This window comes from Stenotrophomonas aracearum (assembly GCF_031834615.1).
In the GTDB taxonomy this organism is placed as follows: domain Bacteria; phylum Pseudomonadota; class Gammaproteobacteria; order Xanthomonadales; family Xanthomonadaceae; genus Stenotrophomonas; species Stenotrophomonas aracearum.
Genome location: NZ_CP115543.1, coordinates 3,139,935 through 3,165,297 on the forward strand (window position 1 = coordinate 3,139,935; position 25,363 = coordinate 3,165,297).

The following is a 25,363-nucleotide window of genomic DNA, read 5'->3' on the forward strand; positions in this document are numbered from 1 at the left end:
CGCGTGCACGCGCGCGCCATCGCGGCGATGATAGGGGGGGAGCGGGCTCCCCCACCCCGCGCGACGATCATCGCCATGACCTCTGTTGCTTCCGTACGTGAAGAAATCGCCAGCGCCCTGACCCACGGGCTCGGCGCCGTTGCCGCGCTGGCCGGCAGCGCGGTCCTGATTACCCTGGCGGCCATCTATGGCGACGCCTGGCAGCTGGCCAGCGCCATCGTGTTCGGGGTGGCGCTGCTGCTGCTCTATACGGCTTCCACGCTGTACCACGCCATCCAGCACCCGGTCGCCAAGGGCCGGCTGAAGGTGTTCGACCACTGCGCGATCTACCTGCTGATCGCCGGCACCTACACCCCGTTCACCCTGATTGGACTGCGCGGTCCGTGGGGCTGGGGATTGTTCGCCGCGATCTGGGCGCTGGCCCTGTTCGGGGTGGTGTTCAAGCTGTTCTACACCGGCCGCTTCAAGCTGCTCTCGACGATCATCTATATCGCGATGGGCTGGATGGTGATCGTGGCGATCAAGCCGATGTGGTCATCGATCGACGGCTGGACGCTGGGCTGGCTGTTCGCCGGCGGGCTGTCGTACACGCTGGGCACCTACTTCTACCACCGCGAGTCGATCCCGTATTCGCACGCGATCTGGCACTTGTTCGTCATCGGCGGCTCTGTCTGCCACTTCGTAGCGGTGACGGCACAGGTGCTGTAACGGCTACGCTGACACGACGCTTACGTCTGCTTCGCGTTGTGTGCACGATGGGCGGGCAACCATGCGGGGGTGAATACTGAATCCGCTCAGGTTACGCCTCCCCCTTCCCGCCCGCGCTGGCGCCTGCGTCGCCCCGGTAAACGCGGGCAACGCTGGCTGGCCATCCTGGTATTCCTGTTCGCGCTGATCCTGCTGATCATCGCGTTGTGGGACTGGAACTGGTTCAAGGGACCGGTCGAGCGCGCGGTGCAGGCCAAGACCGGGCGCGAGTTCCATATCGGCGGCAATCTTGATGTGGACCTGGGGCGCACGCTGACGGTGCGCGCCGATGGGCTGACCTTCGCCAATGCGGAGTGGTCGAAAACCCCGCGCATGGCCAGCGCCGACCGCGCCGAGATCGATCTGCGTGCGTGGCCGCTGCTGCGTGGCCAGGTCCGTATTCCGGAAATCCGCCTGACCCGTCCGGACCTGTTGCTGGAAACGGCGCCGGGCAAGGACCAGCCCGGCAACTGGGATTTCCTGGGCCCGAGCGACGGTGAGCCGCCGGTGCTGCAGCGGCTGCTGGTTGATGACGGTCGTCTCAAGTTCCTGGACGCGGCAGGGAAGACCGACATCCTGGTGTCGCTCAACAGTGGCAAGCCGCGCACGGCAGACGGCGCCCCGCCGTTGCTGGTCAATGGCAAGGGCCGCTGGCAGGGCAATCCGTTCACGCTGGATGGCAACACGGAGTCGCCGCTGGAACTGACCAACAGCGACCATCCGTTCCGGATTCATCTGGACGGACGCGCGGGTGCGACCCGCGCAATCGCCAGTGGCACGCTGACCAATCCGTTCGCGCTGCGCACCTTCGACCTGGATTTCGCGCTCAGCGGCCAGGACATGGAGGACCTGTACCCGCTGATCGGGCTGGCCATTCCCTCCACGCCGCCGTATCGGCTCAAGGGGCGCCTGAAGCGCAACAACGATACGTGGCGTTACGAGAACTTCACCGGCGTGGCCGGTGACAGCGACCTGGGCGGCACGGCGCAGATCGAGGTTGGCGGTGAACGCCCGTTCCTCAAGGCGGACCTGGTATCCAAGCGGCTGGACTTCGACGACCTTGCCGGCTTCGTCGGCGCGCCGCCGAAAACCGGCGCGGGCGAATCGGCCAACGCCGAACAGAAGGCGGAGGCTGCGGCGCTTGCGGCAAAGCCCACGGTGCTTCCGGATACGCCCTACGACCTGAGCAAGCTGCGCGCGATGGATGCGGACGTGAAGTGGAAGGCGCAGCGGATCAACGCGCCAAAACTGCCGTTGGATGACATGGACGCGCACCTGAAGCTGGACGACGGACTGCTGCGCCTGGAGCCGCTGAATTTCGGCGTGGCGGGCGGCGACATCCGCAGCACGATCCGGATGGACGCGCGCAAGCCGACCATTTCTACGCAGCTGAAGGCGAGCATCCGCAAGGTGCAGCTGGGTGGATTGTTCCCCGACGCGAAGCTGGCCGAGCAGGCGTCGGGCGGGATCAGCGGTGAAATCGATCTTGCCGGCACCGGCAATTCGATCGCGGCGATGCTGGGCAGTTCGGACGGCAAGGTGGCGGTGGGCATGGGCCGCGGCCATATCGGCAACCTGATCATGGAGCTTGCGGGTCTGGACGTGGCGGAGTCGCTGAAGTTCCTGTTTACCGGCGACAGGCAGATCCCGCTGCGCTGCGCCTGGGGCGACTTCGGCGTGCAGCGCGGTTTGATGACCTCGCAGCAGATTGCATTCGACACCACGGACACGCTGGTACTGGGCGAAGGCACCATCGACCTCAAGCAGGAAAAACTCGACCTGCTGCTGCGTCCGCGCCCGAAGGACATCAGCATCCTGGCGCTGCGCTCGCCACTGCGCATTGGCGGCACCTTCAAGGACCCGTCGTTCCGCCCGGACTTCAAGGCCCTCGGCATCCGCGGCGCGATCGCGCTGACGCTGGGCAGCATCGCCCCGCCAGCGGCATTGCTGGCCACCATTGAAACCGGCCCGGGCGAAGATTCGAATTGTGGTGGGCGGTACGCGAAGTAGCGCCGGGCTCTGCCCGGCTGCGACGTGGATGCAATCTTGGTAGAGCCGGGCCCTGCCCGGCTGCTGTTGGATTCAGGCGAACAGCCGTGGGTTGCGAGGTGTCCCTGGTCAGGGCCGTCGGGCGCGGGTTTGTGGGGGACGCTGCAAGTACGTCCATGTAAGCTCATCGCCGCATCCATGCGGCTCGTGCCCCCTCAAACCCACCCCCGCCGACCCTCCGATAGTTGGCAGGTGGCCACAGGAAACCCCACTACACCGACGGACCACCCGCGTAGGGATATGCCATGCGTGTCTGATTTCCACACCGCACACGACCCTGTATGGGGGCGGCCGCCGGGTAGCCCCCGGAGGGACGCTAGAAAACATGGATGTTTTCTAGCAGCCTACATGGACGTATTCACGGCGTGTCCCGGAGCGGGGCTGCCCGGCGGCCGCCCCTGCACGTAAAAACAGAGACGCTGCTCTACGCGCAAAAACTCAGCCAGCAACTATGTACTGCTGCAACTGATCCAAGGTCTGCTTCTGCTCATCGATCACAGACTTCACAAGATCGCCAATTGAAATCACACCGATCACACCACCGCCATCCACCACCGGCAGGTGCCGGATGCGGTAATCGGTGACCAATTGCAGGCAATGCGCCACCTGCTCAGAAGGCGCCACCGTCACCACCTTGGCAGTCATGATGTCGCGCACCTTCGTCGTGCTCGACGAACGATCATGCAGCACGATCTTCCGCGCATAATCGCGCTCGGAAAGGATGCCGACCAGCTGGCGGCCGTCCATCACCACGACCGCGCCGATTCCTTTTTCGGCCATCAGCCGGATCGCGTCGATTACCGCCGACTCCGGACCTACCGCGAATACCTCAGGGGACTTGCCTTCCAACAGCTGTCGTACCGTGGTCATCTCGCTGCCCTCCACCGATGGGATGCACCGCCGAGTCTGCCACGAACGGTGCATGCCAGGTGTCAACCAGGTACAGCGGCCGCTGCTTGGATTCCTCGTACAGCCGGCCCAGGTATTCGCCGATCAGGCCCAGCGCGATCAGCTGTACCCCGCCCAGGAACAGGATCACCGCCATCATCGTCGGATACCCCGCCACCCGGTCGCCGTACAGCGCCGCCTTCACCACCACCCACGCGCCGAACACGAACGCCGCACTCGCCGTCAGCAGGCCCAGATAGGTTGCCGCCCGCAGCGGCGCCGTCGAAAAGCTGGTGATGCCCTCCAGCGCGAAATTCCACAGCTTCCAGAACCCGAACTTGGTGTCGCCCACCATCCGCGCGTGGCGGTGGTACGGCAGTGCCTTGCGCCGGAACCCCACCCAGCCGAACAGCCCCTTCATGAACCGGTGGCGTTCACGCAGCTGACCCAGTGCCTGCAGCGCGCGCGGCGACAACAGCCGGAAGTCGCCCGTGTCGGCCGGAATCGGCGTTTTCGACAAGCGCCCGATGACCCGATAGAACGCCGACGACGTGCCCCGCTTCAGCCAGGTCTCGCCATCGCGTTCCTGCCGCGTCCCGTAGATGTTGTCGTAGCCCTGCCGCCACAGCGCCACGAACTGCGGAATCAGTTCCGGCGGATCCTGGCCGTCCGCGTCGAGAATCATTGCCGCGCCGCCATCGACGAAATCCAGCCCTGCGGTAAGCGCCGCCTCCTTGCCGAAATTGCGCGACAAGCGCAGCAACCCGACGCTGTCGTCGGCCGCCGCCAGCGCCTGCATCACCTGCCAGGTCGCGTCCGTGCTGCCGTCGTCCACGTACACGATGCGGCCTTCGATGCCGTCCAGCCCATCCAGCACTGCGCGCAGCCGCGGATGCAGCAGCGGCAGCGCCATCGCCTCGTTGTGCGCGGCAATCACCAGGGTGAGGCGTTCATTGGACATGGCCGCTCAATCCTCCTGCAGGTAGGCATCGCCGCCCAGCTGCCGTGCCTGGCGCTGGATCCAGTTCGCCCGGCGCTGCACGTAGGGCCCCGGTCGCGCCGCATTGTAGCGGCGCGGCGCTGGCAGCACCGCCGCCAGCTTCGCGCTTTCCGCCGGCGTCAGCTTTGCCGCGTCCTTGTTCCAGAACTGCCGCGACGCCGCCTGCGCACCATAGATGCCATCGCCGAACTCGGCGATGTTGGCGTACATCTCCAGGATCCGCGACTTCGGCCACAGCGCCTCGATCAGCACCGTGTACCAGACCTCCAGCCCCTTGCGTACCCAGCTGCGGCCCTGCCACAGGAACAGGTTCTTGGCCACCTGCTGGCTGATCGTGCTGGCCCCGCGCAGCCGCCCGCCGCGCGCATTGTGGTCGCGCGCCTTCTCGATCGCCTTCAGGTCGAAGCCGTTGTGCTCCGGGAAGCGCTGGTCCTCGGCCGCCACCAGCGAAATCGGCAGGCTTGGCGCCATCTGGTCCAGGTCGCGCCACTGGTAATGCAGGCGGTAGCCCCAGTCGCGCTGGCCCAGCGCCTCCCCGTAGCGCCACAGCATCACCGTCGACAACGGCGGGTCGATGAAGCGCAGCACGGCCACCTGCAGCACGCTCCCGGCCACGAACAGCACCGGCAGCCACAACAGGTACTTCCAGCGCCAGCGACGCCGGCGCGACGGTTCCAGGCCCGGTTCGGCCTTGTGGTTGCTGCGCTCTGCCCCCATTACTGGTGCATCCTCTGCTTGCACGGTTGTCGGCGCATTATCCGGCAACACGCCCCCATTACTTAAGCGCAGCCACCGACCGATGACCGCCCAGACCGATTCCCTGCTCCGATTCCTGCTCCCCGCTGCCGGTGTGCGCGGCGTGCACGTCCATCTTGACGCCAGCTGGCAGGAGATCCTGTCGCACGGCAGCTACCCGCCGGCCGCCGCCGAGCTGCTGGGCGAGGCCTGCGTCGCTTCGGCGCTGTTCACCGGCCACACCAAGGTCGACGGCCGCCTCTCGATCCAGCTGCGCAGCAGCTCCCCGCTGCGCGCCCTGTTCGCCGAATGCACCGCCGCTGGCACCCTGCGCGGGATCGTCCAGCTCGCCGATGAGGGCGACGCCCCGCGCGACCTGACCACGCTGGGCGACGACGCCGTGCTGGCCGTCACCATCGAGAACCCGGGCCTGGACCCGCGCGAGCCGCAGCGCTACCAGAGCCTGGTCGGACTGGGTGCGGCCGCCCTGGACGAGGCCTTCGAAGACTATTTCCGCCAGTCCGAGCAGCTGCCGACCCGGCTGCTGCTGGCCAGCGACGGCACCCGCGCGGCCGGCCTGCTGCTGCAGAAGCTGCCCGGCGACGAAGGCGACAGCGACGGCTGGACCCGCGCCAGCGCCCTGTTCGAAACCCTGGGCAAGCAGGAACTGCTGGACGTGGCCGGGGACACCCTGCTGCTCCGTCTGTTCCATGAGGAGCAGGTGGAACTGCTGGGTGAGCGCGCGCTGCGCTTCGCCTGCTCCTGCTCGCGCGAGCGGGTCGAGGCCATGCTGCAGTCGCTGGGTGAGGAAGAAGCCCGTGCCGCCGCCGAGCCGACCGGCGCGGTTGAAATCCGTTGCGAATTTTGCGGACGGGAGTATCACTTTCCGTTGACGGAATTCGACATACTGTTCCACGACGCCGCCGTTCCCGTACCGGCTCCTGAACGGCTTCAGTAATCGTCACACGAGTTTTGTTCTGGGGAGAACCAAGACTTGTTAAGCCACCACTTGTTAAGAAATCATAAACGCCCTAGGATCAGTGTCCCGCTTCGGCGGGAACTTGTGCTCATCGCTGCTGTCTGAGAGTTCCCATGCGTTCCCTTCTGCGTCTACCGCTGGCCCTGATGATCGCCCTCGCCGCGATCCCGGGCGCGCATGCGCAGTCCAAGGCCCGCCAGGACAGCACCGTGATTCCGGTCTGGAACAAGGGCAGCGGCAAGGTCGAAGCCCTGCTCTACCTGGAACCCACCGGCGAACAGGCCGCTGGCGCACGCTGGCATTTCGGGCGCAGCTCGCTGGACGCGGCCTTCGGCCTGTCCTCGGGCGACTCGCTGGGCCTGCTCTGCAACAGCAGCCGGGGCACCAGCATCAGCGGCCTGGCCAGTCATTGCATGCTGGCCAGCCTGGGCGATGATGACGACAACGGCCTGAGCCGTCGGGTCACCGGTACCGCCGCGTTCAACCGTCCCGGCGGGCGCCTCGGCATCACCGCCGGCACCGGCAAGGACACCCTGCCGGCCTGGCTGGCCGGCCCGAACAAGTCGCCGGCGCTGCGCGCCGAGCAGAACGACCTCACCGTCTTCGGCCAGAAGAACATCGGCCGCGAAGGCTTCGTCTCCATCGGCGGAACCTACGCCAAGGCGCGCCTGGTCCCGTTGTCGGACATGTCGCCCGCGCTGGTCGACCGCTGGGACAGCAAGAGCCTCACCCTGGGCGCCGGCTACGGCAACTTCAGCGGCAACATCATCGGCCGCGTGGTCGACGTGCCGGGCCAGCCCGGCAAGTGGGAAGGCCTGGGCCTGGGCCTGACCTGGCGCACTCCGTGGAGCGGCCAGCTGACCGTAGGCGCAGAGAACGTGATCACCCGCGGCAAGAATCCGTTCGCCCCGCGCAACGAGAGCACCGACGAGGGCACCGTGCCTTACGTCCGCTACGAACAGGACCTGTAACCGCCTGCCCATGTCGCAGGCTGGACCCGGAAAGGCGCGCCCATGGCGCGCCTTTGTCGTTGTGGCGACCGCTGAACACGCCAACCTGATACAGAGCGTGACAAAACAACTGCAACTATTTTTCTCACATTTCACTAACAAATGAGATGACTGTCGCTTTCCACCTCTCCAGGGCATTGATCCACAAGGACTTTGCCGAATTTCACACAGATCACAGGCAACATTAACGCTACTTTAATTCTTGCGAAGTGGCAGTTACTATCGAGTCAGCCTAGTGGTCTTTGGTGCTTCAGTTGGCACCGCCCCGGGCAAACACCCCAGTGAATACCCAAGATTCCCTTGGAGAGAGAGAGCAATGAACTTTAAGTCCAACAAGCTGCGTGATGCAGTGGTCGTTGCACTGGTCGTCGCGGCCGGCAGCGCTACTGCGCAGGCCCAGGAAGCTACCGACAACACCACGAACCTCGACCGCATCTCGGTTACCGGTTCGCGCATCCGCCAGGTCGACACGGAAACCGCCCAGCCGGTCCTGACCATCAGCCGCGCCCAGATCGAACAGCAGGGCTTCAAGTCGGTCGCCGACATCCTGCAGAACATCCCGGCCGCGGGCTCTCCGGCCATCAGCCGTACCTCTCCGCTGAGCTCGGGTGAAGCGGTCGGTGGTTACTACATCGACCTGCGCAACCTGGGTGCCAACCGCACCCTGATCCTGATCGACGGCCGCCGCCTCGGCATCACCAACGACGGCCTGCAGGACGTTGCCTCGATTCCCTCGGCCATGGTCGAGCGCATCGAAATCCTGAAGGACGGCGCGTCCACCATCTACGGCTCCGACGCCATTGCCGGTGTGGTCAACATCATCACCCGCAAGGACTTCGAAGGCGCCGAAGCCAACGTCTACCTGGGCCAGTGGGACCAGGGCGACGGCCAGCGCCAGAACTTCGACTTCATCATGGGCTTCCGTGGTGAGCGCGGTTCGCTGACCGCCGGTGTCGAGTACACCGACGAAGATCCGGTGTGGGCGAAGGACCGCTGGTTCTCGCGTGACCGCTTCCCGACCGGCGAGAAGAGCGCTGCGCGTCCGGGCGGCCTCTCGGGCACCACCCAGTGGGGCCGGTTCGTGTACAACGGCGGCACCTACACCCTGCGCCGCGACGTGCCGGGCCTGGACGTGACCGACTTCGCCAGCTTCCGTCCGACCAACGGCACCGACACCTCGAACCCGGCGCTGGCTTCGACCGTGTACAGCGGCATCAAGCGCAAGTCGGCGTTCTTGAACGGCACGTTCGAGTTCAGCGACAACGTGCGCTTCGATACCAGCGTCATGTACACCGACCGCGACTCGTTTGCGCAGAATGCGGGTTACCCGTTCGCCAGCGCGAACTTCGACCTGAGCTCGGGCGGTCTGTCCGCTGACAGCGTGTTCAACCCGGTCGACACCGACGTGCAGTACGTGCGTCGTGGCTGGGAAGTGCCGCGTGAAGTGTTCAACAGCCTGACCACCACCCGCTTCACCGGTGTGTTCAGCGGCTCCTTCCAGACCGGCGAGCGTTACTGGGACTGGGAAGCAGGCTACCTGTACAACCAGAACAAGGGCACCCAGATCAGCACGGGTAACCTGAACACCTACGCCGTCGGCCAGGCCACCGGCGCGTCGTTCATCAATGCCGACGGTCTCGCCCAGTGCGGTACCGCCGCCAACCCGATTCCGCTGGGCAGCGGCCCCGGAGCCTGCACCCCGTGGAACCCGCTGATCCCGTTCGGCTACAACTCGCCGAACGGCCTGGACGATCCGAACGTGCAGGCCTACCTGTACCAGCCGGGCCAGGCGCTGTCGCGCACCACCACCAAGAACTACTTCGCCAACATCTCCGGCTCGATCCTGACCCTGCCGGGTGGCGACCTGGGCGTGTCGGTCGGCGTGGAGCGTCGTGAAGAAAGCGGCTCGTTCTCGCCGGACGCGCTGGCGCAGACCGGTATCTCCACCGATCTGGCCGCAGGCCCGACCGCTGGCGCTTACAACCTGAACGAAGTCTACGCCGAGTTCCTGGTGCCGATCCTGTCGGACGTGACCTTCGCCCGCGAACTGAGCATCACCGCGGCGACCCGTTACTCGGATTACGACACCTTCGGCGACACGTTGAACAGCAAGTTCGGCCTGAAGTGGAAGCCGATCGACTCGCTGCTGGTCCGCGGCACCTGGTCGGAAGGTTTCCGTGCTCCGACCGTGGCCGATCTGTACGGTGGCCTGTCGCAGACGTTCGAGGACTACACCGATCCGTGCGACACCGTGTATGGTCCGGCCGCGGGTAACGCACGCTGCCTGCAGGACGTGCCGGCTGGCTTCCGCCAGCTCAACGCCTCGGGCACCGCCCCGTCGCCGGGTCCGGGTGAGCAGACCAACGTGCCGTTCGTGACCGGTTCGACCCCGACCCTGACCCCGGAAACCTCCGAGTCCAAGACCTTCGGCTTCGTCTGGAGCCCGGAGTTCCTGCAGGGCTTCAACACCTCGCTGGACTGGTGGAACATCCGCATCGACAACACCATCGTTGCCGATACCCCGACCGACAAGCTCAATGACTGCTACCTGCGTGGCATCGAGTCGCGTTGCGAAGGCTTCACCCGTAACGGCGCGGGCAACATCACCTCTCTGAACTTCGGCCTGCGCAACGCCGGTTACGTGGAAACCGAAGGTTTCGACTGGGATATCAACTATCGCTTCGAAACCGGCTTCGGCAACTTCACCACCTCGATCCAGAGCACCTACGTCACCAAGAACGAGATCAAGCAGGACAACTCGGACAACCCGCCCAGCCAGACGAACGGCTTCGGTGGCAACTTCCGCCTGCGCTCGAACGCCACCATCAATTGGCAGCTGGATAACCTGTCGGTCACCTGGACCGCGCGTTACTACTCCGGCACCAAGGAAGAGTGCTTCTTCGACGACCGCTGCACCCTGCCGGATTACGCCGCGCCGGATACCGCGGGCCAGATCCTGTCGCAGAACGAGCTGGGCTCCAACACTTTCCACGACCTGCAGGTGGCTTACAACCTGCCGTGGAATGCGACGGTGGCCGTCGGTGCCAACAACGTGTTCGACCATTGGGCTGCTCCGGCCTACGCGCAGCCGAACTCGGGCTACTCGTACTACGGCGGCTTCGACATCGGTCGCTTCGTGTACATGAAGTACCAGCAGAAGTTCTGATCGCTCCACTGATCAGCACCTGACGCAGCAACGGCCCCGCAAGGGGCCGTTGTTTTTTGTGCAATGCCGCTGCCCACACCGTCGAACACGCACAAAAAAAGCCGCTTTCGCGGCTTTTTTGCTTCATCTGCAAAACGCCTCACCCGATCGGAATCAGCGTCTCGATCACATGCTCCACGTACGCTTCGAAATCCTCGCGTGCCGGCTTGGGCTGCTGCAGCTGCAGCGACAGCTGCAGGAAGCCCACGTACGCCGCATAGGCCAGCCTCGCACGGTGCTGCGCATCGGTACGGCTCAACCCGGCCTGGCGGAACGAGGCCACGAGATACTCCAGGCGACGGTGCGAGACGCGGTCGATCACCGGGCGCACCATCGGGTGGTCCAGTGCCTTGAGCAGTTCGCTGTAGATGATGTGCGGCTGCACCTCATGCGCCACCACCTGGAACAACTGGCGCAGGCGTGCGCGCGGATCGGGCACGTCTTCCAGGCTGCCGAACACCTGCTCCTGTTCGAACAGTTCCCAGCGCTCCAGCGCGGCCTGCAGCAGCGCATCGCGCGAGGGGAAGTGCCAGTAGAAACTGCCCTTGGTCACCCCGAGGCGACGCGCCAGCGGCTCCACCGCAACGGCGCCAACACCTTGTTCAGCGATCAGGTCCAAGGCGGCCTGCGCCCAGTCTTCCGCGCTCAGGCGGCTGTTGCGGCCGGCACGGGGCTCGCCGGCGGAAGCTTCAGGTTCATTCATGCTGACGATTTAACCATACGCCGGGGTCGGTTTGTGTGGAATTCACACTTCGACCATACCCATCGGTATTGACAGGCCAGAACGCAGGTCCATACTAGCCGGTATGGTAACGCCGACCCTCCGCCTGACTGCCGCCCACGACACCGTGCTGGCCGCCACCCGCAGCGCCCCCGGGCGTCGCGGCACCGTGCTGTTCGCCCATGGCTTCGGCCAGACCCGGCACGCCTGGACCGCCACCGCGCAGTCGCTGGAAACGGCCGGTTACCAGACCCTGGCCTACGACGCGCGCGGTCACGGCGATTCGGACTGGAACCCAGCCGACCTGCCCTATCACGGCGAACAGTTCGCCGATGACCTGATCGTGCTGGCCGGCGAACAGCCGCAGCCGCCGGTGCTGGTGGCGGCCTCGATGGGTGGCCTGTTCGGCCTGCTCGCCGAAGCGCGCTGGCCGGGCCTGTTCTCGGCCATGGTACTGGTCGACATCACCCCGCGCTGGGATACCGCCGGGGTCGAAAAGATCCTGATGTTCATGACCGCGCACCCGGACGGGTTCGCGTCGCTGGAACAGGCCGCCGACGTGATCTCCGCCTACATGCCGCACCGCCCGCGCAAGTCGGAAGACTCGCTGCGCGCACTGCTGCGCGAAGACGGCCACGGCCGCTGGCGCTGGCATTGGGACCCGCGCCTGGTCGCCGAACTGGCGCGCGACAGCGAACAGCACCAGGACGCGCTCGCCGAGGCGGCGCGCCAGGTGAAATGCCCGGTGCTGCTGGTCAGCGGCGGGCGCAGCACCCTGGTCACCCCGCAAACGGTGGCCGAATTCCTGGCGTTGGTACCGCACGCCCGCCACGTGCAGTTGCCGGAGGCCACCCACATGGTCGCCGGCGACGACAACAACGCCTTTACCGCTACTGTGTTGGACTATCTGGACGTGTTGCCCTCGGCCTCCGCCGTGGCACTGTCCGCCACAACCGAGCACGTCACCGGAGCACGCTCATGAGCTATGTCGTCCCCTTCCTTGCCATCCTGCTGGCAGGCGCCGTCGTCGCCTACCATCGCGGCCGGCTGATCACCTGGACGCTGGCCAGCCTGGCGCTGCTGGCGGCCTGCTGGTTCATTCCATACGTCAACCAGACCGCCACGATCGTGGCCGCGGCCGTCGTCGCCGTCATCGCCGTGCCGCTGCTGCTGCCGTTCATCCGCAAGCCGCTGCTGACCGCGCCGATGATGAAGGTGTTCCGCAAGGTGCTGCCACCGCTGTCGCAGACCGAGCGCATCGCCCTGGAAACCGGTTCGGTCGGTTTCGAAGGCGAGCTGTTCACCGGCGACCCGGACTGGAACAAGCTGCTCAACTACCCCAAGCCGCAGCTCACCGCTGAAGAACAGGCCTTCCTCGACGGCCCGGTGGAAGAACTGTGCGCGATGGTCAACGACTGGGAAATCACCCACGTCTACGCCGACCTGCCGCCGGAACTGTGGGCCTTCATCAAGAAGAACAAGTTCTTCGGCATGATCATTCCGAAGGAATACGGCGGCCTGGGCTTCAGCGCGCTGGCCCACCACAAGGTGATCCAGAAGCTGGCCTCGGTGTCGAGCGTGGTGAGCTCCACCGTCGGCGTGCCGAACTCGCTCGGCCCGGGCGAACTGCTGGTGCATTACGGCACCCAGGCGCAGAAGGACCAGTACCTGCCGCGCCTGGCCGACGGCCGTGAAGTCCCCTGCTTCGGCCTGACCGGCCCGTTCGCCGGTTCGGACGCGACCTCCATTCCCGACTACGGCATCGTCTGCCGTGGCGAGTGGAACGGCGAGCAGGTGCTCGGCGTCAAGCTGACCTTCGACAAGCGCTACATCACCCTGGCCCCGGTCGCGACCCTGATCGGCATGGCCTTCCGCATGTACGACCCGGACGGCCTGATCGGCCCGACCCGCGACATCGGCATCACCCTCGGCCTGCTGCCGCGCGACACCGCCGGCGTTGAAATCGGCCGCCGCCACTTCCCGCTGAACTCGACCTTCCAGAACGGTCCGATCCGCGGCAAGGACGTCTTCATTCCGCTGACCCAGCTGATCGGTGGCGCGGAAATGGCCGGCAAGGGCTGGAACATGCTCAACGAGTGCCTCGCCGTCGGCCGCTCGATCACCCTGCCCTCCACCGCCAGCGGCGGTGCCAAGGCCGGCGCGGTGGTCACCGGTGCCTACGCCCGCATCCGCAAGCAGTTCGGCCTCTCGGTCGGCCGTTTCGAGGGCGTGGAAGAAGCCCTCGCGCGCATCGGCGGCAAGGCCTACGCGATCAGCGCCCTGTGCCAGGCCACCGCGGCTGCGGTGGATCGCGGCGACGTGCCCTCGGTGCCGTCGGCAATCGCCAAGTACCACTGCACGACCATGAGCCGTGAAGTGATCTCCGACGTCATGGACGTGATCGGCGGCAAGGGCATCATCCTCGGGCCGCGCAACTTCGCCGGCCGCAGCTGGCAGGCCGCGCCGATCGCGATCACCGTGGAAGGCGCCAACATCATGACCCGCAGCCTGCTGATCTTCGGCCAGGGTGCGATCCTCTGCCACCCGTGGGTGCTGCAGGAAATGAAGGCTGCGCAGGACCCGGACACCAGGGCCGGCCTGCAGTCGTTCGACCGTAGCCTGTTCGGTCACATCCGCTTCGGCATCTCCAACGCGGTCCGCTCGTTCTGGCTCGGCCTGACCGGCGCACGCTTCGGCGCCGCGCCGGGCGACGCCTACACCCGCCGTTACTTCCGCAAGCTGGACCGTTACTCGGCCAACCTCGCGCTGATGGCCGACATCTCGATGATGACCCTGGGCGGCAAGCTCAAGTTCAAGGAATCGCTGTCCGGCCGCCTGGGCGACGTGCTGAGCCACGTGTACATGACCAGCGCCATGCTTAAGCGTTACCACGACGAAGGCGCACCGGCGGCCGACCAGCCGCTGCTGGCCTGGGCCTTCCATGACAGCGTGCACAAGATCGAAGAGTCGCTGTCGGCTGCGCTGCGCAACTTCCCGATCCGCCCGATCGGCTGGCTGATGTGGCTGCTGATCTTCCCGTTCGGCCGCCGCGCCGAAGCCCCCGGCGACCGCCTGGGCCACCGCGTGGCCGCGCTGCTGATGGCGCCCAACGAAGCCCGCGACCGCCTCGCCAGCGGCGTGTTCCTGACCCCGTGCGAAAACAATCCGGGTGGCCGCATCAACAGCTACCTGTCCAAGGCGATCATGGCCGAACCGGTCGAGCGCAAGTTCATCAAGGCACTGAAGACCAAGGGCATCGAAGCCCTCGACTTCACCGCCCAGCTGGACGAAGCCGTGGCCGAAGGCGTGATCACCCAGGACGAGCGCACCCTGCTCGAAGAGCTGCGCACGCTGACCATGGACACCATCACCGTGGACGACTTCGAACCGCACGAACTGCGTTCGGCCAGCTACTACGACCGCGAACGCAAGGACGCCCAGTCGCAGGCGGCATAACCGCCACCAGCAGCACCCCAACGGCGGACTTCGGTCCGCCGTTTTTTTTGAGGACGAACCCATGACCGCACCCCTGTTGACCCTCTACCACCGCATGCAACGCTGGCCGGCCGGCCAGTGGCTGTTCTCCCGCGCGGTCTGCTTCAAAGCCCCTTACTTCGCCAGCATCGCCCCGCGCATCACCCGCCTCGAACCCGGCCGCTGCGAAGGCCGCATCGCCCACCGGCGCAAGGTCACCAACCACATCGGCACCGTGCACGCGATCGCCCTGTGCAACCTGGCCGAACTCACCGCCGGCCTGATGGTCGACGCCTCGCTGCCACGCGGCATGCGCTGGATCCCGAAAGGGATGGAAGTGAAGTACCTCGCCAAGGCGGTGGGAACCCAGCACGCGGTGGCGGTGCCGGAGATTCCGATTGTCTCGGCGGCGGCGGGGTATGGGCTGCCGGTGAAGGTTGTCGTCAGCGATGACGGCGGCACTGCTGTGTTTGAAGCGAAGATCGAGATGTGGGTGTCGCCGGTGAAGCGTGGTTGATTGCCTGTTCCGCTCAAAGCAGCGCTTCAGTGCTACGTGCAGGGGCGGCCGCCGGGCAGCCCCGCTCCGGGACACGCCGTGAATACGTCCATGTAGGCTGCTAGAAAACATCCATGTTTTCTAGCGTCCCTCCGGGGGCTACCCGGCGGCCGCCCCCATACAGGGTCGTGTGCGGTGAGGAAGAGCAGCCGGGCAGAGCCCGGCTCTACCGCCTTTGGATGACTCACCTGCCCACTATCGGAGGGTCGGCGGGGGTGGGTTTGAGGGGGCACGAGCCGCATGGATGCGGCGATGAGCCTACATGGATGTATTTACGGCGTCCCCCACAAACCCGCACCCGACGGCCCTGACCAGGGAAACCATGCAGACGGCTGCTGTTCGCCTGAATCCAACAGCAGTCGGGCAGAGCCCGGCTCTACGGACGGTGTGCAATCCGGGATGGTGTGGACGTACGACATGCAATCATGCAGGCACGAATTGCCAGGCGATCACGGCGAGGATCGCCGGCACTGCCTGGATGAAGAAGATCCGCCGGTTGACGCTGTACGCCCCGTAGCAGCCCGCCACGATCACGCAGCCCAGCATGAAGTTCACCAGCATCGGCAGGTGATCGAACAGGCCCCAGAACAGGCCTGCCGCCAGGAAGCCGTTGTACAGCCCCTGGTTGGCCGCCAGTACCCGCGTCAGCTCCGCCTTCTCCGGCGTGTTGCGGAACGTCTTCAGCCCCAGCGGGCGCGTCCACAGGAACATCTCCAACACCAGGAAGTACACGTGCAACAGCGCGACCACCAGGGTCAGGATTACAGCGGTCCAGTACATGCGCACACCTCGAACAAGTTGGAAACAGCTTACTCCGGCCGCTCCGCCGGCAGCTTCTTTTCTTCGCGCAGCAGCCCGAACGCCGCCGTCGTCATGATCCCCGCCACCACCAGCCCGCCCGCGAACACCGCACTCGAACCGAACACCGACAGCCCCTTGTGTACCCACGCGAACGTCAGGTCGCCCGCTCGGTACACCACCGTGTCGATCGCCGCGCCCGCCTTGTAGCGCCACTGCCGGTCCACCCGCGTGAAGATCGTCTCCCGCGCCGGCTTCGCCAGCGAAAACTCACTCGCCCGCGTCAGCACCTGCACGATCGCCACCATCACCGGCAGCGGCGACGCCGCCAGCACCGAAAACCCCGCAATGATCGCAAAGCCCGGAATCAACAGCGCCGGCGCGATCCCGAACCGCGACAACAACCAGCGCGTCACCCCCAGCTGCAGCACCAGCGTCAGCGCATTGATCGCCAGATCGATCCGCGAATAGAACGCCGTGCTTGCCGCCGCATCCGTATACAACCGCCGCACGATCGACGCCTGCTCGTTGTACAGCAGCGTCCCGATCCCCACCCCGAACACCACCATCACCGCCAGCCAGCGCAGCAGCGGCTCACGCGCGATCAGCCTCAGCCCATCCAGCACGCCCCCGCCCATCGGCGTCTCCCCCGACACCAACTGCTGCTCCCGCTCGCGCGCCACCGCCCACAGGCGCAGCCGCCAGATGCAGAACAGGCAGATGCACAGGAACCCCGCCGACACCAGCATCAGGTTCGCGATCCCCACCCGCTGCACCAGCGTCGACGTCAGCGTCGGCCCCAGGAATGCCCCGATCGTCCCCGCCGCCCCGATGTACCCGTAGAACGCCCGCGCCTGCACGTTCGAGAACACGTCCGCCATGAAGCTCCAGAACACCGCCACCGCGAACAGGTTGAACACCGCCGCCCAGAAGAAGAACAGCATCCCCCGCCCCGGCACCCCGCTGTCGAACAGCACGTAGAACCCCAGCAGCGTCGCAATGAAGAACCCGTACACCAGCGGCAGGAACACCCGGCGCGGATAACGGCTCACCAGCGCCCCGTACAGCGGCTGCAGGATCACCATGATCACGAACACCCCCGTGAACAGCACCTGCAGCACGAAGTCCTGCAGCGCGATCCCGCGCCCCGCGAACCACCCGATCAACGCCGGCGGGAACACCGCCTGCAGGTCCGCCGACGCCGCCATCGCCTCCCGCACCGGGCGCAGCACGTAATACCCGCTGAGCAGGCAGAAGAAGTACACGCACGCCCACAGCAGCGGCGGCGACTGGCGCAGCGCCGCGCGCAGGCCGGTCGGCGCGGTCGAAGGTACGGCGGTCATGGCGCGTGCGCATTCCGGGCGATAAAGCGCGCACGGTAAACGATGCACCGCAACATCGCCAGTGGTGCCTTATGCTGGCCCGATCACCGTTGGGGAGCGGGCATGTACGACTACATCATCATCGGCGCCGGATCGGCCGGCTGCGTCCTGGCCAACCGGCTCAGCGCCGACCCGCACTGTCGCGTCCTGCTGCTCGAAGCCGGCCCGCGCGACCGCAACCCCTTCATCCACATGCCCGCCGGCCTCGCCCGCCTGGTCAACAACCGCAGCATCAACTGGAACCTGTACACCGAACCACAGCCCGCCCTCGACGGGCGCCGCCTGTGGTGGCCGCGCGGCAAGGTGCTCGGCGGCTCCAGCGCCATCAACGCCATGTGCTACGTGCGCGGCGTGCCCGCCGACTACGACCGCTGGGCCGCCGCCGGTGCCTCCGGCTGGGAATGGGCACAGGTGCTGCCCTGGTTCCTGCACAGCGAAGCCAACAGCCGCGGGGCCAGCGAATGGCATGGCGACGCCGGGCCGCTCTCCGTCGCCGACCTGCGCCACCACAATCCCCTGTCCGACGCCTTCATCAACGCCGCCGTCGAAGCCGGCCACGCCCGCAACCCCGACTTCAACGGCGCAAGCCAAGCCGGTGTCGGCCTCTACCAGGTTACCCAGCGCGACGGTGCACGCTGCTCCAGCGCCACCGCCTACCTGCGCCCCGCGCGCGGCCGCCGCAACCTCACCGTGCTGACCGGCGCACGGGCGCGCGCACTGAGCTTCCAGGGCGACACCGCCACCGGGGTGTACTTCCACCAGCATGGCGCGCACCGGCACGCACTGGCCGCGCGCGAGGTCATCCTGAGCGCCGGTGCGATCCACTCGCCACACCTGCTCATGCTGTCCGGCATCGGTCCCCATCGCCAGCTGCGCGCGCACGGCATCAGCACCCGCGCCGACCTGCCCGGTGTCGGCGGCAACCTGCAGGACCACCTCGACATCTGCACCCTCGTGCACACCCATCCCGGGGTCAGCTACGACCGCAGCAACCAGGCCCGCATCGCCTTCGACTACTTCCTGCGCGGGCATCGTGGCGCCGGCACCAGCAACATCGCCGAAGCCGGCGGCTTCGCCCGCTCGCCGCTCGCCCCCGACGCCGGTGCCGACGTGCAGTTCCACTTCGTGCCCGCCATGCTCGACGACCACGGCCGCCACCGCCTGCCCGGCGACGGCTACACCCTGCATGCCTGCGCGCTGCACCCGCGCAGCCGCGGCCGCATCCACCTGCGCGATGGCGACCCCACTTCGCCCCCCAGGATCGAACCCAACTATTTGGGCGATGCCGACGGCCACGACCTCGCGATGATGCGGCACTGCGTGCGCATGTCGCAGCAGATCCTCGCCCAGCCGGCCTTCGACCGCTGGCGCAGCGCACCGATCTTTCCCGCGCGCACCGACCTGGACGACGCCGCGCTGGACGCCTTCATCCGCGCCAAGGCCGAAACCATCTACCACCCGGTCGGTACCTGCGCGATGGGCCAGTACGCCGATGCCGTGGTCGACCCCCAGCTGCGCGTGCACGGCGTGCGCGGGCTGCGCGTGGTCGACGCCTCGGTCATGCCCACCCTCGTCAGCGGCAACACCAACGCGCCCACGATCATGATTGCCGAGCGCGCCGCCGCCTGGCTGCGCGACACCTGAACAGGCCCTCACATGCGGCCATTCTTCCCCTGCAAAAACCGGGCCTTTTCAATGCGATACGCATTCATCTTCGCTCAATTTGTGCAATCACGAAAAGCGGCGCTAGAATCGGCCCAAGCAGCTGCGCACAGGCCTTACACGATGAAAGAAAACAGCAGGCGCCGTCCGATCCGTTCGGCGGCCACCGGTTTGCTGGGCATGCTCATGCCCATCGCCATGTCGTCCACCGCCCAGACCCCGAGTGCGGCCCCGGCCGCCTTCCCGGTCAACATTGAAAACAGCGCCGCGCCTGCCATCGCGCATACCCAGCCCGCCGCCTACCGGGCCACCTCGACCACCCCGACCGTGCTGCCACCGGCCGCCGGCTTCAACGTGGCCAACATCGAATCCATGGCCCAGCAGCTCACCTATGGTGAGCGCGTGCCCGGCATGGCGGTGGCGATCGTGCAGGGCGGCCGCGTGCTCAGCGCGCGCGGCTATGGCGTTACCGACGTCAACAACCCGCAGATGGTCGACGCGCACACCGTGTTCCGCCTGGCGTCGCTGTCCAAGGCCTTCGCCGGCACCATGGCCGGCCTGCTGGTCAACGACGGCACCCTGCGCTGGGACAGCAAGGTCACCGACTACGTGCCCGGCTTCCAGCTGAGCACGCCAGAGGCGACCGACAAGCTGACCGTGGCCGACCTGCTCAGCCATCGCGTCGGCCTGCCGTACAACGCCTACGACCGCGACGTGGAAGCCAACGCCGAGTACTACACGCTCACCCACAAGCTCGCCTCGACCTCGCTCAAGTGCCAGCCGGGCGACTGCTACGCGTACCAGAACGTGGCCTTCAGCCTGATCGGCGACGTCGTGTACGCCGCCTCCGGCAGCTTCTACGAGCAGTCGGTGGAACGCCGCCTGTTCAAGCCGCTGGGCATGGACGATGCCAGCCTGGGCCTGGCCGGCATCCAGGCCAGCTCGCGCTGGGCGCGTCCGCACGTGCGCAGCCGCAATGGCTGGGTGTCGCTGACCCCCAAGCCCACCTACTACCGCCTGGCGCCTGCCGCGGGCGTCAATGCCAGCGCCAGCGACATGGCGCAGTGGCTGCTCGCCCACACCGGTCACCGCCCCGACGTGCTGCCGGCGCCACTGCTGGCCACCCTGCATTCGACCCTGATCAACACCCCCGGCGAAATGCGTTCGGGCTGGCGCCGCGAACGCCTGCACTCGGCAGGTTACGCGCTGGGGTGGCGCAACTTCGATTACGCCGGGCATGAAGTGATCTTCCATGCCGGTGCCGTGCAGGGCTATCGCGGCCTGGTCGCGCTGGTCCCCGAGCGCGACCTCGGCATCGCCATCATGTGGAACGGCGAAAGCAGCCTGCCCAGCGGCCTGCTGCCGACCGTGCTCGATGCGGCCATGGGCCTGCCCGCGCAGCGTTGGCTGGACGTGGATACGGACTTCGGCAGCGACAACCTGATGACGGAAGACAGCAGCCCCGGCAAGCGGAAGGGTGTGTCTTCGGATCGGGCGGTGGCTTCGCCGCGGTAAGGCGATCCGGATGATGGATGCTGAAAAGCGGCCTACGGGCCGCTTTTTTTTTTGGTGCACGCTTCATTGCCGCTGGTGCCGGCCGGTGGCCGGTTCCTGACACCGCCTGGGCCGGCCAGCGGCCGGCGCTACCTATCGGGATCAACGTTCGTTGATCCCTCGCGGGAGGGATTTTTTTTGCCGCGCAAAAAAAAACTCCCTCCCGCTGGGCTGCCGGGAAGGAGTTTCAGGTACGGCTATCGGGAATCGATCAGATCAGCGGTGCCGGGGTTGCCGGCAGGGCGACCGGTGCAGCCTTCTTCTTGCGGACCGCCGGCTTGCGCTTGGCGACCTTCTTCACTGCCTTCTTGGCCGAAGCCTTCTTGGCGGCCGGCTTGCGCGCGGTGGCCTTCTTGGCGGTGGCCTTCTTGGCGACCTTGCGGACGGCCTTTTTGGCGGTCTTCTTGGCAGCGGCCTTCTTGGCTACCTTGCGGACGGCCTTCTTGGCGGTCTTCTTGGCAGCCGCCTTCTTGGCTACCTTGCGGACGGCCTTCTTGGCGGTCTTCTTCACTGCCTTCTTGGCGGTCTTCTTGGCGGCGGCCTTCTTGGCGACCTTGCGGACCGCCTTCTTTGCCGTCTTCTTCACTGCCTTGCGGGCAGTCGCCTTCTTGGCTGCCTTCTTTACCGTCTTCTTGGCAGCCGCCTTCTTGGCTACCTTCTTCACGGCCTTCTTGGCAGCCGCCTTCTTGGCGACCTTCTTTACGGCCTTTTTGGCGGCCGGCTTTTTCTTCGCAGCTTTCTTGGTTGCCATGGGATTGGCTCCTCGTCAGTGATCTATGGAGTTGAAACGCCCAGGTAAAACAAACCCGCCATTACAGCGTTGCGGGGACCGCCGTCGCGTCATGCGCGTCGTGACGGATACGGGGATACCGACCAGGAACTGCCAGGCAGGTATCGAAGGTGGGGGTGACCTTGCATTTCACCGGAGGAAGCGAACCCGACTCCACCGTCCTCGGACGCGCGGTGGATGTTCTGGTTGTGCTTCGCGACTGGATGTCGATTCGGTTGGCTCGTTTCGCAGGCAAGGTCTGCTGAGGCGAAACCTAATCACGCTTTTTTTGACTGTCAACAACCCCCGCGAAAAAATTTCACATGGCGGGGGGCCGACGCGCCCGCGCGCCACCCTCTGCAGGCGCCCGTCGGGACCGTGTCGAACCGACTCGAACCGACGCGCGCGTCAGGATCTTCGTCAATGCGTTGAAAGAAAAACACTTAAAAGAAGCACTTTCGCTTCAACGCCCTGCATGCAGCACGCGCCAACGCCACGCCGCGACGCGGATGCCATCGAACGCGCAAGCGCTTCCCGCACGGCGCCAAAACGGGGGCGAAAACTTTTCACATCCGGCAACGCTTTTTGCGTCCGGATTCGCGCAACTGCGCAAACTTTTGGCGGCCACCGGGCACCGCCTTCTTGCCGGTTACGTGCATCGGCCAAAAAAAAACGGCCGCACCAGGCGGCCGTTTCTGTTCCGGGAAGACGCGGATCAGTTGTCCTCGTCGTCCAGGCCTTCGGCGTAGTCGTCCGGTTCCAGCAGGTCGTTCAACTCGTCCTTGTTGGACAGCTCGACCACGAACATCCAGCCGTCGCCGTAGGCGTCTTCGTTGATGGTTTCCGGCTTGTCGGCCAGGGCGCTGTTGACCTCGACCACCTTGCCGGAGACCGGGCTGTACACGTCCGAGGCAGCCTTGACCGACTCGACCACCGCGATCTGCTCGCCGGCCTTGGCATCGGCGCCGACTTCGGGAAGCTCGACGTAGACCAGGTCGCCGAGCAGGCCCTGGGCATGGTCGGAAATGCCGACGGTGACGCGGCCGTTGCCTTCAACGCGCGCCCACTCGTGGGACTTGAGGAATTTGAGGTCGCCGGGGATCTCGCTCATGGGACTGCTCCGAAGATTTACAGGGGGTCAGGAAAACGCGGGTAGTGTAACCGGATGGAACGCAGCTCAGCCTTCGCCGAGAACGCCGGGCTGCGCCTGGCCTTCGCGTACGAACGGGAACTTGACCACGCGCACCGGCACCTGCCGGCCGCGGATGTCCACGTGCACCTGGCCGAGTTCGCCGGCCGGCACACGTGCGAAGGCGATGCCCTTGCCGAGGGTCGGCGAGAATGTACCGGACAGGATCTCGCCGCTGCCGCTGGCGGTGTTCACTGCCTGGCCGTGGCGCAGCACGCCCTTCTCGTCCATCACCAGGCCGATCATCTGGCGCGCGTCGCCGGCGGCCTTCTGCGCTTCGAGCACGTCGCGGCCGATGAAGTCGCGGCCTTCGTCCAGCGCCACCGTCCAGGCCAGCGCGGCTTCGAACGGGCTGATCGCCTCGTCCATGTCCTGGCCATACAGATTCATGCCGGCTTCCAGGCGCAGCGTGTCGCGCGCGCCCAGACCGGCAGGACGTACGCCGGCGCCGGCCAGTGCATTCCAGAACGCGACCACCTGGTCCTGTGCGACCAGGATCTCGAAACCGTCCTCGCCGGTATACCCGGTGCGCGCGACGAACAGCGGCGCGCCGCTGGTTGCAGTGGCCTCGAGCGCGGCGAAGCGGCCCAGCTTCTGCAGCGCGGCGCGGTCGCTCTCGGCAACCAGGCCGATCACCTTCTCGCGCGCGGTCGGGCCCTGCACGGCGATGATCGCCAGGTCTTCGCGCTCGGTGACCGCCACGTCGAAGGCCGCAGCCTGTTTGCGGATCCAGGCCAGGTCCTTCTCGCGGGTGGAGGCATTGACCACCATGCGGAAGAAGTCCTCACCCAGGTAATAGACGATCAGGTCGTCGATCACCCCGCCCTGCGCATTGAGCATGCACGAGTACAGCGCCTTGCCCGGGACCTTGAGCTTGTCCACCGAGTTGGCCAGCAGGCGGCGCAGGAACGCACGCACCTTCTCGCCGCGCAGGTCGACCACGGTCATGTGGCTGACGTCGAACATGCCGGCGTCGGCACGCACCAGGTGGTGCTCGTCCAGCTGCGAGCCGTAGTGGATGGGCATGTCCCAACCGCCGAAATCGACCATCTTGGCGCCGAGCGCGCGGTGGGTATCGTTGAGAAGCGTTTTCTGGGTCATGACCACAATCCGGGGGATCGAAAAAAACCGGCCTTCATTATCCCAGAACCGCCCCGTCAACGCCTGCGGCGGTGCGCAATGCTGACGCGCAGCCACTGGGCGTGGCTCTACCGGATCAGACCTGCTGCACTTTCAACGTCATGCCGTCCACGGCTACCACCCGCACCGGAGTGCCGGCGGGCAGGTCGGGGCCGGCCACCATCCAGAACGCATCATCGACCTTGGCGCGGCCAACGCCGGCCACGATCGGCTGGTCCAGCGCCACCACCCGCCCGATCAGCTGCTCGGCGCGCCGGTTCAACAACGGCGCGTCGGTCTCGCGCGCACGCGTGCGCCCCCACTGCCGGTAGCACTGGATCGAGACCACGCTGAGCAGCACGAACGCCACCACCTGCCACAGCAGCGGGATGTCGGCGAACACGGCCACCAGCACGAACACGGCCGCCGCGCCGATCCCGATCCAGAGCATGAACGCGCCCGGCGCCAGGGCCTCGGCGGCGAACAGCACCAGCGCCAGTGCCCCCCACGCGACCACTTCCCAGCGCATCTCAGCCTCCGATGCGCGGCGGCACCGCGCGGGTGGTCTTCTTTTCTTCCTGCCTGGCGAACGCTTCCTTGGCCAGTTCCGCCACGCCGGCGATGGAGCCGATCACGCCGCTGGCTTCCATCGGCATCAGCACCAGCTTCTGGTTCGGCGAGGTCGCCAGTTCCTTGAACGCTTCCACGTACTTCTGCGCGATGAAGTAGTTGATGGCCTGCACGTCGCCACTGGCGATCGCCTCGGACACCACCTGGGTGGCCTTGGCTTCTGCTTCGGCCAGGCGCTCGCGCGCTTCGGCGTCGCGGAACGCGGCTTCCTTGCGCCCTTCGGCCTCCAGCACGGCGGCCTGCTTCTCGCCATCGGCGCGCAGGATCTCGGACTGGCGCGAGCCTTCGGCTTCGAGGATCTGCGCGCGCTTTTCACGCTCGGCCTTCATCTGCCGGGCCATCGCGTCGAGCAAGTCGCGCGGCGGCTGGATGTCGCGGATCTCGATGCGGTTGACCTTCACCCCCCACGGATTGGTGGCATGGTCGACCACGCTCAGCAGCTGGGCGTTGATCACCTCACGCTGGCTCAGCGATTCGTCCAGGTCCATCGAGCCGATCACGGTACGGATGTTGGTCTGCACCAGCGCAATCATCGCCACTTCCAGGTTGGCGACCTCGTAGGCGGCCTTGGACGCGTCCAGCACCTGGAAGAACACCACGCCGTCCACGCGCACCGCGGCGTTGTCCTTGGTGATGACTTCCTGGCTGGGCACGTCCAGCACCTGCTCCATCATGTTCACCTTGCGGCCGACCCCGTACACGATCGGGATCAGGAAGTGCAGGCCGGGGGTCATGGTGTGGGTGTAGCGGCCGAAGCGCTCGACCGTCCACTCGTAACCCTGCGGGACCATGCGCACGGCCTTGAACAGGATCACCACGGCCACGAAGGCGAGGATCAGCGAGAAAAACACGGTTGGAAACATGGGGTACTCCTTTCCCGGACGTAACCCCGAATA

General features: G+C 66.2%; 21 protein-coding genes. 10 read left to right on the forward strand and 11 right to left on the reverse strand.

Annotation, left to right across the window (positions count from 1 at the left end; genetic code table 11):
* The first annotated feature begins 75 nt into the window (after positions 1-75).
* Positions 76-708 carry a PAQR family membrane homeostasis protein TrhA gene (gene trhA, locus PDM28_RS14300; RefSeq protein WP_425507605.1) on the forward strand — a complete coding sequence of 211 codons (633 nt, stop codon included), beginning with the start codon at positions 76-78 and terminating at the stop codon, positions 706-708.
* Positions 709-777: 69 nt separating this feature from the next.
* Entirely contained in the window at positions 778-2,757 is a 1,980-nt protein-coding gene (locus PDM28_RS14305; protein WP_102945375.1) for an AsmA family protein, read from the forward strand.
* 477 nt (positions 2,758-3,234) lie between these two features.
* Here the strand turns inward: PDM28_RS14305 and PDM28_RS14310 are convergent, their stop codons facing one another.
* The 3 genes from PDM28_RS14310 to mtgA are packed head-to-tail and all read right to left on the reverse strand — an operon-like array spanning position 3,235 to position 5,401.
* Positions 3,235-3,666: a CBS domain-containing protein gene (locus tag PDM28_RS14310; protein WP_311182543.1), complete on the reverse strand. Its 432-nt coding sequence runs from the start codon at positions 3,664-3,666 to the stop codon at positions 3,235-3,237.
* On the reverse strand, positions 3,626-4,645 hold the full coding sequence (locus tag PDM28_RS14315) for a glycosyltransferase family 2 protein (protein WP_311182544.1): 1,020 nt from the start codon (positions 4,643-4,645) through the stop codon (positions 3,626-3,628). The genes PDM28_RS14310 and PDM28_RS14315 overlap by 41 nt, the downstream gene beginning before the upstream one ends.
* Positions 4,646-4,651: 6 nt before the next feature.
* Complete coding sequence (gene mtgA / locus PDM28_RS14320; protein ID WP_311182545.1) at positions 4,652-5,401, reverse strand: monofunctional biosynthetic peptidoglycan transglycosylase; 750 nt, start codon at positions 5,399-5,401, stop codon at positions 4,652-4,654.
* A gap of 82 nt (positions 5,402-5,483) precedes the next feature.
* Between mtgA and hslO the strand changes: the two genes are divergently transcribed.
* From hslO to PDM28_RS14335, 3 genes are all read left to right on the forward strand, one after another.
* On the forward strand, positions 5,484-6,377 hold the full coding sequence (gene hslO / locus PDM28_RS14325) for an Hsp33 family molecular chaperone HslO (RefSeq protein ID WP_102945371.1): 894 nt from the start codon (positions 5,484-5,486) through the stop codon (positions 6,375-6,377).
* Positions 6,378-6,544: 167 nt separating this feature from the next.
* Entirely contained in the window at positions 6,545-7,369 is an 825-nt protein-coding gene (locus PDM28_RS14330; protein WP_172448111.1) for an XOO1806 family protein, read from the forward strand.
* A gap of 355 nt (positions 7,370-7,724) precedes the next feature.
* Positions 7,725-10,574 (forward strand): TonB-dependent receptor domain-containing protein, encoded by a 2,850-nt coding sequence (locus PDM28_RS14335; protein ID WP_311182546.1) that lies wholly within the window; start codon positions 7,725-7,727, stop codon positions 10,572-10,574.
* Positions 10,575-10,713: 139 nt separating this feature from the next.
* On the opposite strand, the gene PDM28_RS14340 is transcribed toward PDM28_RS14335, so the two are convergent.
* Positions 10,714-11,316: a TetR/AcrR family transcriptional regulator gene (locus PDM28_RS14340; protein ID WP_068853700.1), complete on the reverse strand. Its 603-nt coding sequence runs from the start codon at positions 11,314-11,316 to the stop codon at positions 10,714-10,716.
* 103 nt (positions 11,317-11,419) lie between these two features.
* Between PDM28_RS14340 and PDM28_RS14345 the strand changes: the two genes are divergently transcribed.
* The 3 genes from PDM28_RS14345 (at position 11,420) to PDM28_RS14355 (ending at position 15,325) form a co-directional block, all read left to right on the forward strand.
* Positions 11,420-12,316: an alpha/beta fold hydrolase gene (locus PDM28_RS14345; RefSeq protein ID WP_311182549.1), complete on the forward strand. Its 897-nt coding sequence runs from the start codon at positions 11,420-11,422 to the stop codon at positions 12,314-12,316.
* The gene (locus PDM28_RS14350; protein WP_311182550.1) at positions 12,313-14,790 is read left to right on the forward strand and encodes an acyl-CoA dehydrogenase; all 2,478 of its coding nucleotides are present in this window, start codon (positions 12,313-12,315) and stop codon (positions 14,788-14,790) included. Before PDM28_RS14345 ends, PDM28_RS14350 begins: the two co-directional genes overlap by 4 nt.
* Positions 14,791-14,851: 61 nt before the next feature.
* Entirely contained in the window at positions 14,852-15,325 is a 474-nt protein-coding gene (locus tag PDM28_RS14355) for a hotdog fold domain-containing protein (RefSeq protein WP_311182551.1), read from the forward strand.
* Between the two features lie 462 nt (positions 15,326-15,787).
* Here the strand turns inward: PDM28_RS14355 and PDM28_RS14360 are convergent, their stop codons facing one another.
* Together PDM28_RS14360 and PDM28_RS14365 are read right to left on the reverse strand one after the other, a co-directional pair.
* A complete protein-coding gene (locus PDM28_RS14360) occupies positions 15,788-16,144 on the reverse strand; it encodes a DUF1304 domain-containing protein (protein WP_070209451.1) in 357 nt (118 codons plus the stop codon).
* Between the two features lie 29 nt (positions 16,145-16,173).
* Complete coding sequence (locus tag PDM28_RS14365) at positions 16,174-17,505, reverse strand: NTP/NDP exchange transporter (RefSeq protein ID WP_311182552.1); 1,332 nt, start codon at positions 17,503-17,505, stop codon at positions 16,174-16,176.
* 102 nt (positions 17,506-17,607) lie between these two features.
* Here PDM28_RS14365 and PDM28_RS14370 point away from each other — a divergent pair, with 102 nt between their 5' ends.
* Positions 17,608-19,188, forward strand: a complete 1,581-nt coding sequence (locus tag PDM28_RS14370) for a GMC family oxidoreductase (protein ID WP_311182553.1) — start codon at positions 17,608-17,610, stop codon at positions 19,186-19,188.
* Between the two features lie 141 nt (positions 19,189-19,329).
* On the forward strand, positions 19,330-20,721 hold the full coding sequence (locus tag PDM28_RS14375; RefSeq protein ID WP_311182554.1) for a serine hydrolase domain-containing protein: 1,392 nt from the start codon (positions 19,330-19,332) through the stop codon (positions 20,719-20,721).
* A 250-nt stretch (positions 20,722-20,971) separates the two neighbouring features.
* Here the strand turns inward: PDM28_RS14375 and PDM28_RS14380 are convergent, their stop codons facing one another.
* The 5 genes from PDM28_RS14380 to PDM28_RS14400 all read right to left on the reverse strand — a co-directional run bounded on the left by PDM28_RS14380 (position 20,972) and on the right by PDM28_RS14400 (position 25,330).
* Complete coding sequence (locus PDM28_RS14380) at positions 20,972-21,511, reverse strand: histone (RefSeq protein WP_068853707.1); 540 nt, start codon at positions 21,509-21,511, stop codon at positions 20,972-20,974.
* A gap of 733 nt (positions 21,512-22,244) precedes the next feature.
* Positions 22,245-22,640: a glycine cleavage system protein GcvH gene (gene gcvH, locus PDM28_RS14385; RefSeq protein ID WP_102945361.1), complete on the reverse strand. Its 396-nt coding sequence runs from the start codon at positions 22,638-22,640 to the stop codon at positions 22,245-22,247.
* Between the two features lie 66 nt (positions 22,641-22,706).
* Positions 22,707-23,819, reverse strand: a complete 1,113-nt coding sequence (gcvT, locus tag PDM28_RS14390; RefSeq protein ID WP_311182555.1) for a glycine cleavage system aminomethyltransferase GcvT — start codon at positions 23,817-23,819, stop codon at positions 22,707-22,709.
* Between the two features lie 115 nt (positions 23,820-23,934).
* Entirely contained in the window at positions 23,935-24,366 is a 432-nt protein-coding gene (locus tag PDM28_RS14395) for an NfeD family protein (protein ID WP_311182556.1), read from the reverse strand.
* A 1-nt stretch (position 24,367) separates the two neighbouring features.
* Positions 24,368-25,330: an SPFH domain-containing protein gene (locus tag PDM28_RS14400; RefSeq protein ID WP_311182557.1), complete on the reverse strand. Its 963-nt coding sequence runs from the start codon at positions 25,328-25,330 to the stop codon at positions 24,368-24,370.
* Positions 25,331-25,363 lie beyond the last annotated feature (33 nt).

What these genes read in the sequence shown, in the direction of transcription:
- PDM28_RS14365 (WP_311182552.1), bottom strand. Translation starts at nt 17,505, where the DNA reads ATGACCGCCGTACCTTCGACCGCGCCGACCGGCCTGCGCGCGGCGCTG.
- trhA (WP_425507605.1), top strand. Translation starts at nt 76, where the DNA reads ATGACCTCTGTTGCTTCCGTACGTGAAGAAATCGCCAGCGCCCTGACC.
- PDM28_RS14380 (WP_068853707.1), bottom strand. Translation starts at nt 21,511, where the DNA reads ATGGCAACCAAGAAAGCTGCGAAGAAAAAGCCGGCCGCCAAAAAGGCC.
- PDM28_RS14395 (WP_311182556.1), bottom strand. Translation starts at nt 24,366, where the DNA reads ATGCGCTGGGAAGTGGTCGCGTGGGGGGCACTGGCGCTGGTGCTGTTC.
- gcvH (WP_102945361.1), bottom strand. Translation starts at nt 22,640, where the DNA reads ATGAGCGAGATCCCCGGCGACCTCAAATTCCTCAAGTCCCACGAGTGG.
- PDM28_RS14370 (WP_311182553.1), top strand. Translation starts at nt 17,608, where the DNA reads ATGTACGACTACATCATCATCGGCGCCGGATCGGCCGGCTGCGTCCTG.
- PDM28_RS14310 (WP_311182543.1), bottom strand. Translation starts at nt 3,666, where the DNA reads ATGACCACGGTACGACAGCTGTTGGAAGGCAAGTCCCCTGAGGTATTC.
- mtgA (WP_311182545.1), bottom strand. Translation starts at nt 5,401, where the DNA reads ATGGGGGCAGAGCGCAGCAACCACAAGGCCGAACCGGGCCTGGAACCG.
- PDM28_RS14330 (WP_172448111.1), top strand. Translation starts at nt 6,545, where the DNA reads ATGATCGCCCTCGCCGCGATCCCGGGCGCGCATGCGCAGTCCAAGGCC.
- PDM28_RS14360 (WP_070209451.1), bottom strand. Translation starts at nt 16,144, where the DNA reads ATGTACTGGACCGCTGTAATCCTGACCCTGGTGGTCGCGCTGTTGCAC.
- PDM28_RS14340 (WP_068853700.1), bottom strand. Translation starts at nt 11,316, where the DNA reads ATGAATGAACCTGAAGCTTCCGCCGGCGAGCCCCGTGCCGGCCGCAAC.
- PDM28_RS14335 (WP_311182546.1), top strand. Translation starts at nt 7,725, where the DNA reads ATGAACTTTAAGTCCAACAAGCTGCGTGATGCAGTGGTCGTTGCACTG.
- PDM28_RS14375 (WP_311182554.1), top strand. Translation starts at nt 19,330, where the DNA reads ATGAAAGAAAACAGCAGGCGCCGTCCGATCCGTTCGGCGGCCACCGGT.
- PDM28_RS14400 (WP_311182557.1), bottom strand. Translation starts at nt 25,330, where the DNA reads ATGTTTCCAACCGTGTTTTTCTCGCTGATCCTCGCCTTCGTGGCCGTG.
- hslO (WP_102945371.1), top strand. Translation starts at nt 5,484, where the DNA reads ATGACCGCCCAGACCGATTCCCTGCTCCGATTCCTGCTCCCCGCTGCC.
- PDM28_RS14350 (WP_311182550.1), top strand. Translation starts at nt 12,313, where the DNA reads ATGAGCTATGTCGTCCCCTTCCTTGCCATCCTGCTGGCAGGCGCCGTC.
- PDM28_RS14345 (WP_311182549.1), top strand. Translation starts at nt 11,420, where the DNA reads ATGGTAACGCCGACCCTCCGCCTGACTGCCGCCCACGACACCGTGCTG.
- PDM28_RS14355 (WP_311182551.1), top strand. Translation starts at nt 14,852, where the DNA reads ATGACCGCACCCCTGTTGACCCTCTACCACCGCATGCAACGCTGGCCG.
- PDM28_RS14315 (WP_311182544.1), bottom strand. Translation starts at nt 4,645, where the DNA reads ATGTCCAATGAACGCCTCACCCTGGTGATTGCCGCGCACAACGAGGCG.
- gcvT (WP_311182555.1), bottom strand. Translation starts at nt 23,819, where the DNA reads ATGACCCAGAAAACGCTTCTCAACGATACCCACCGCGCGCTCGGCGCC.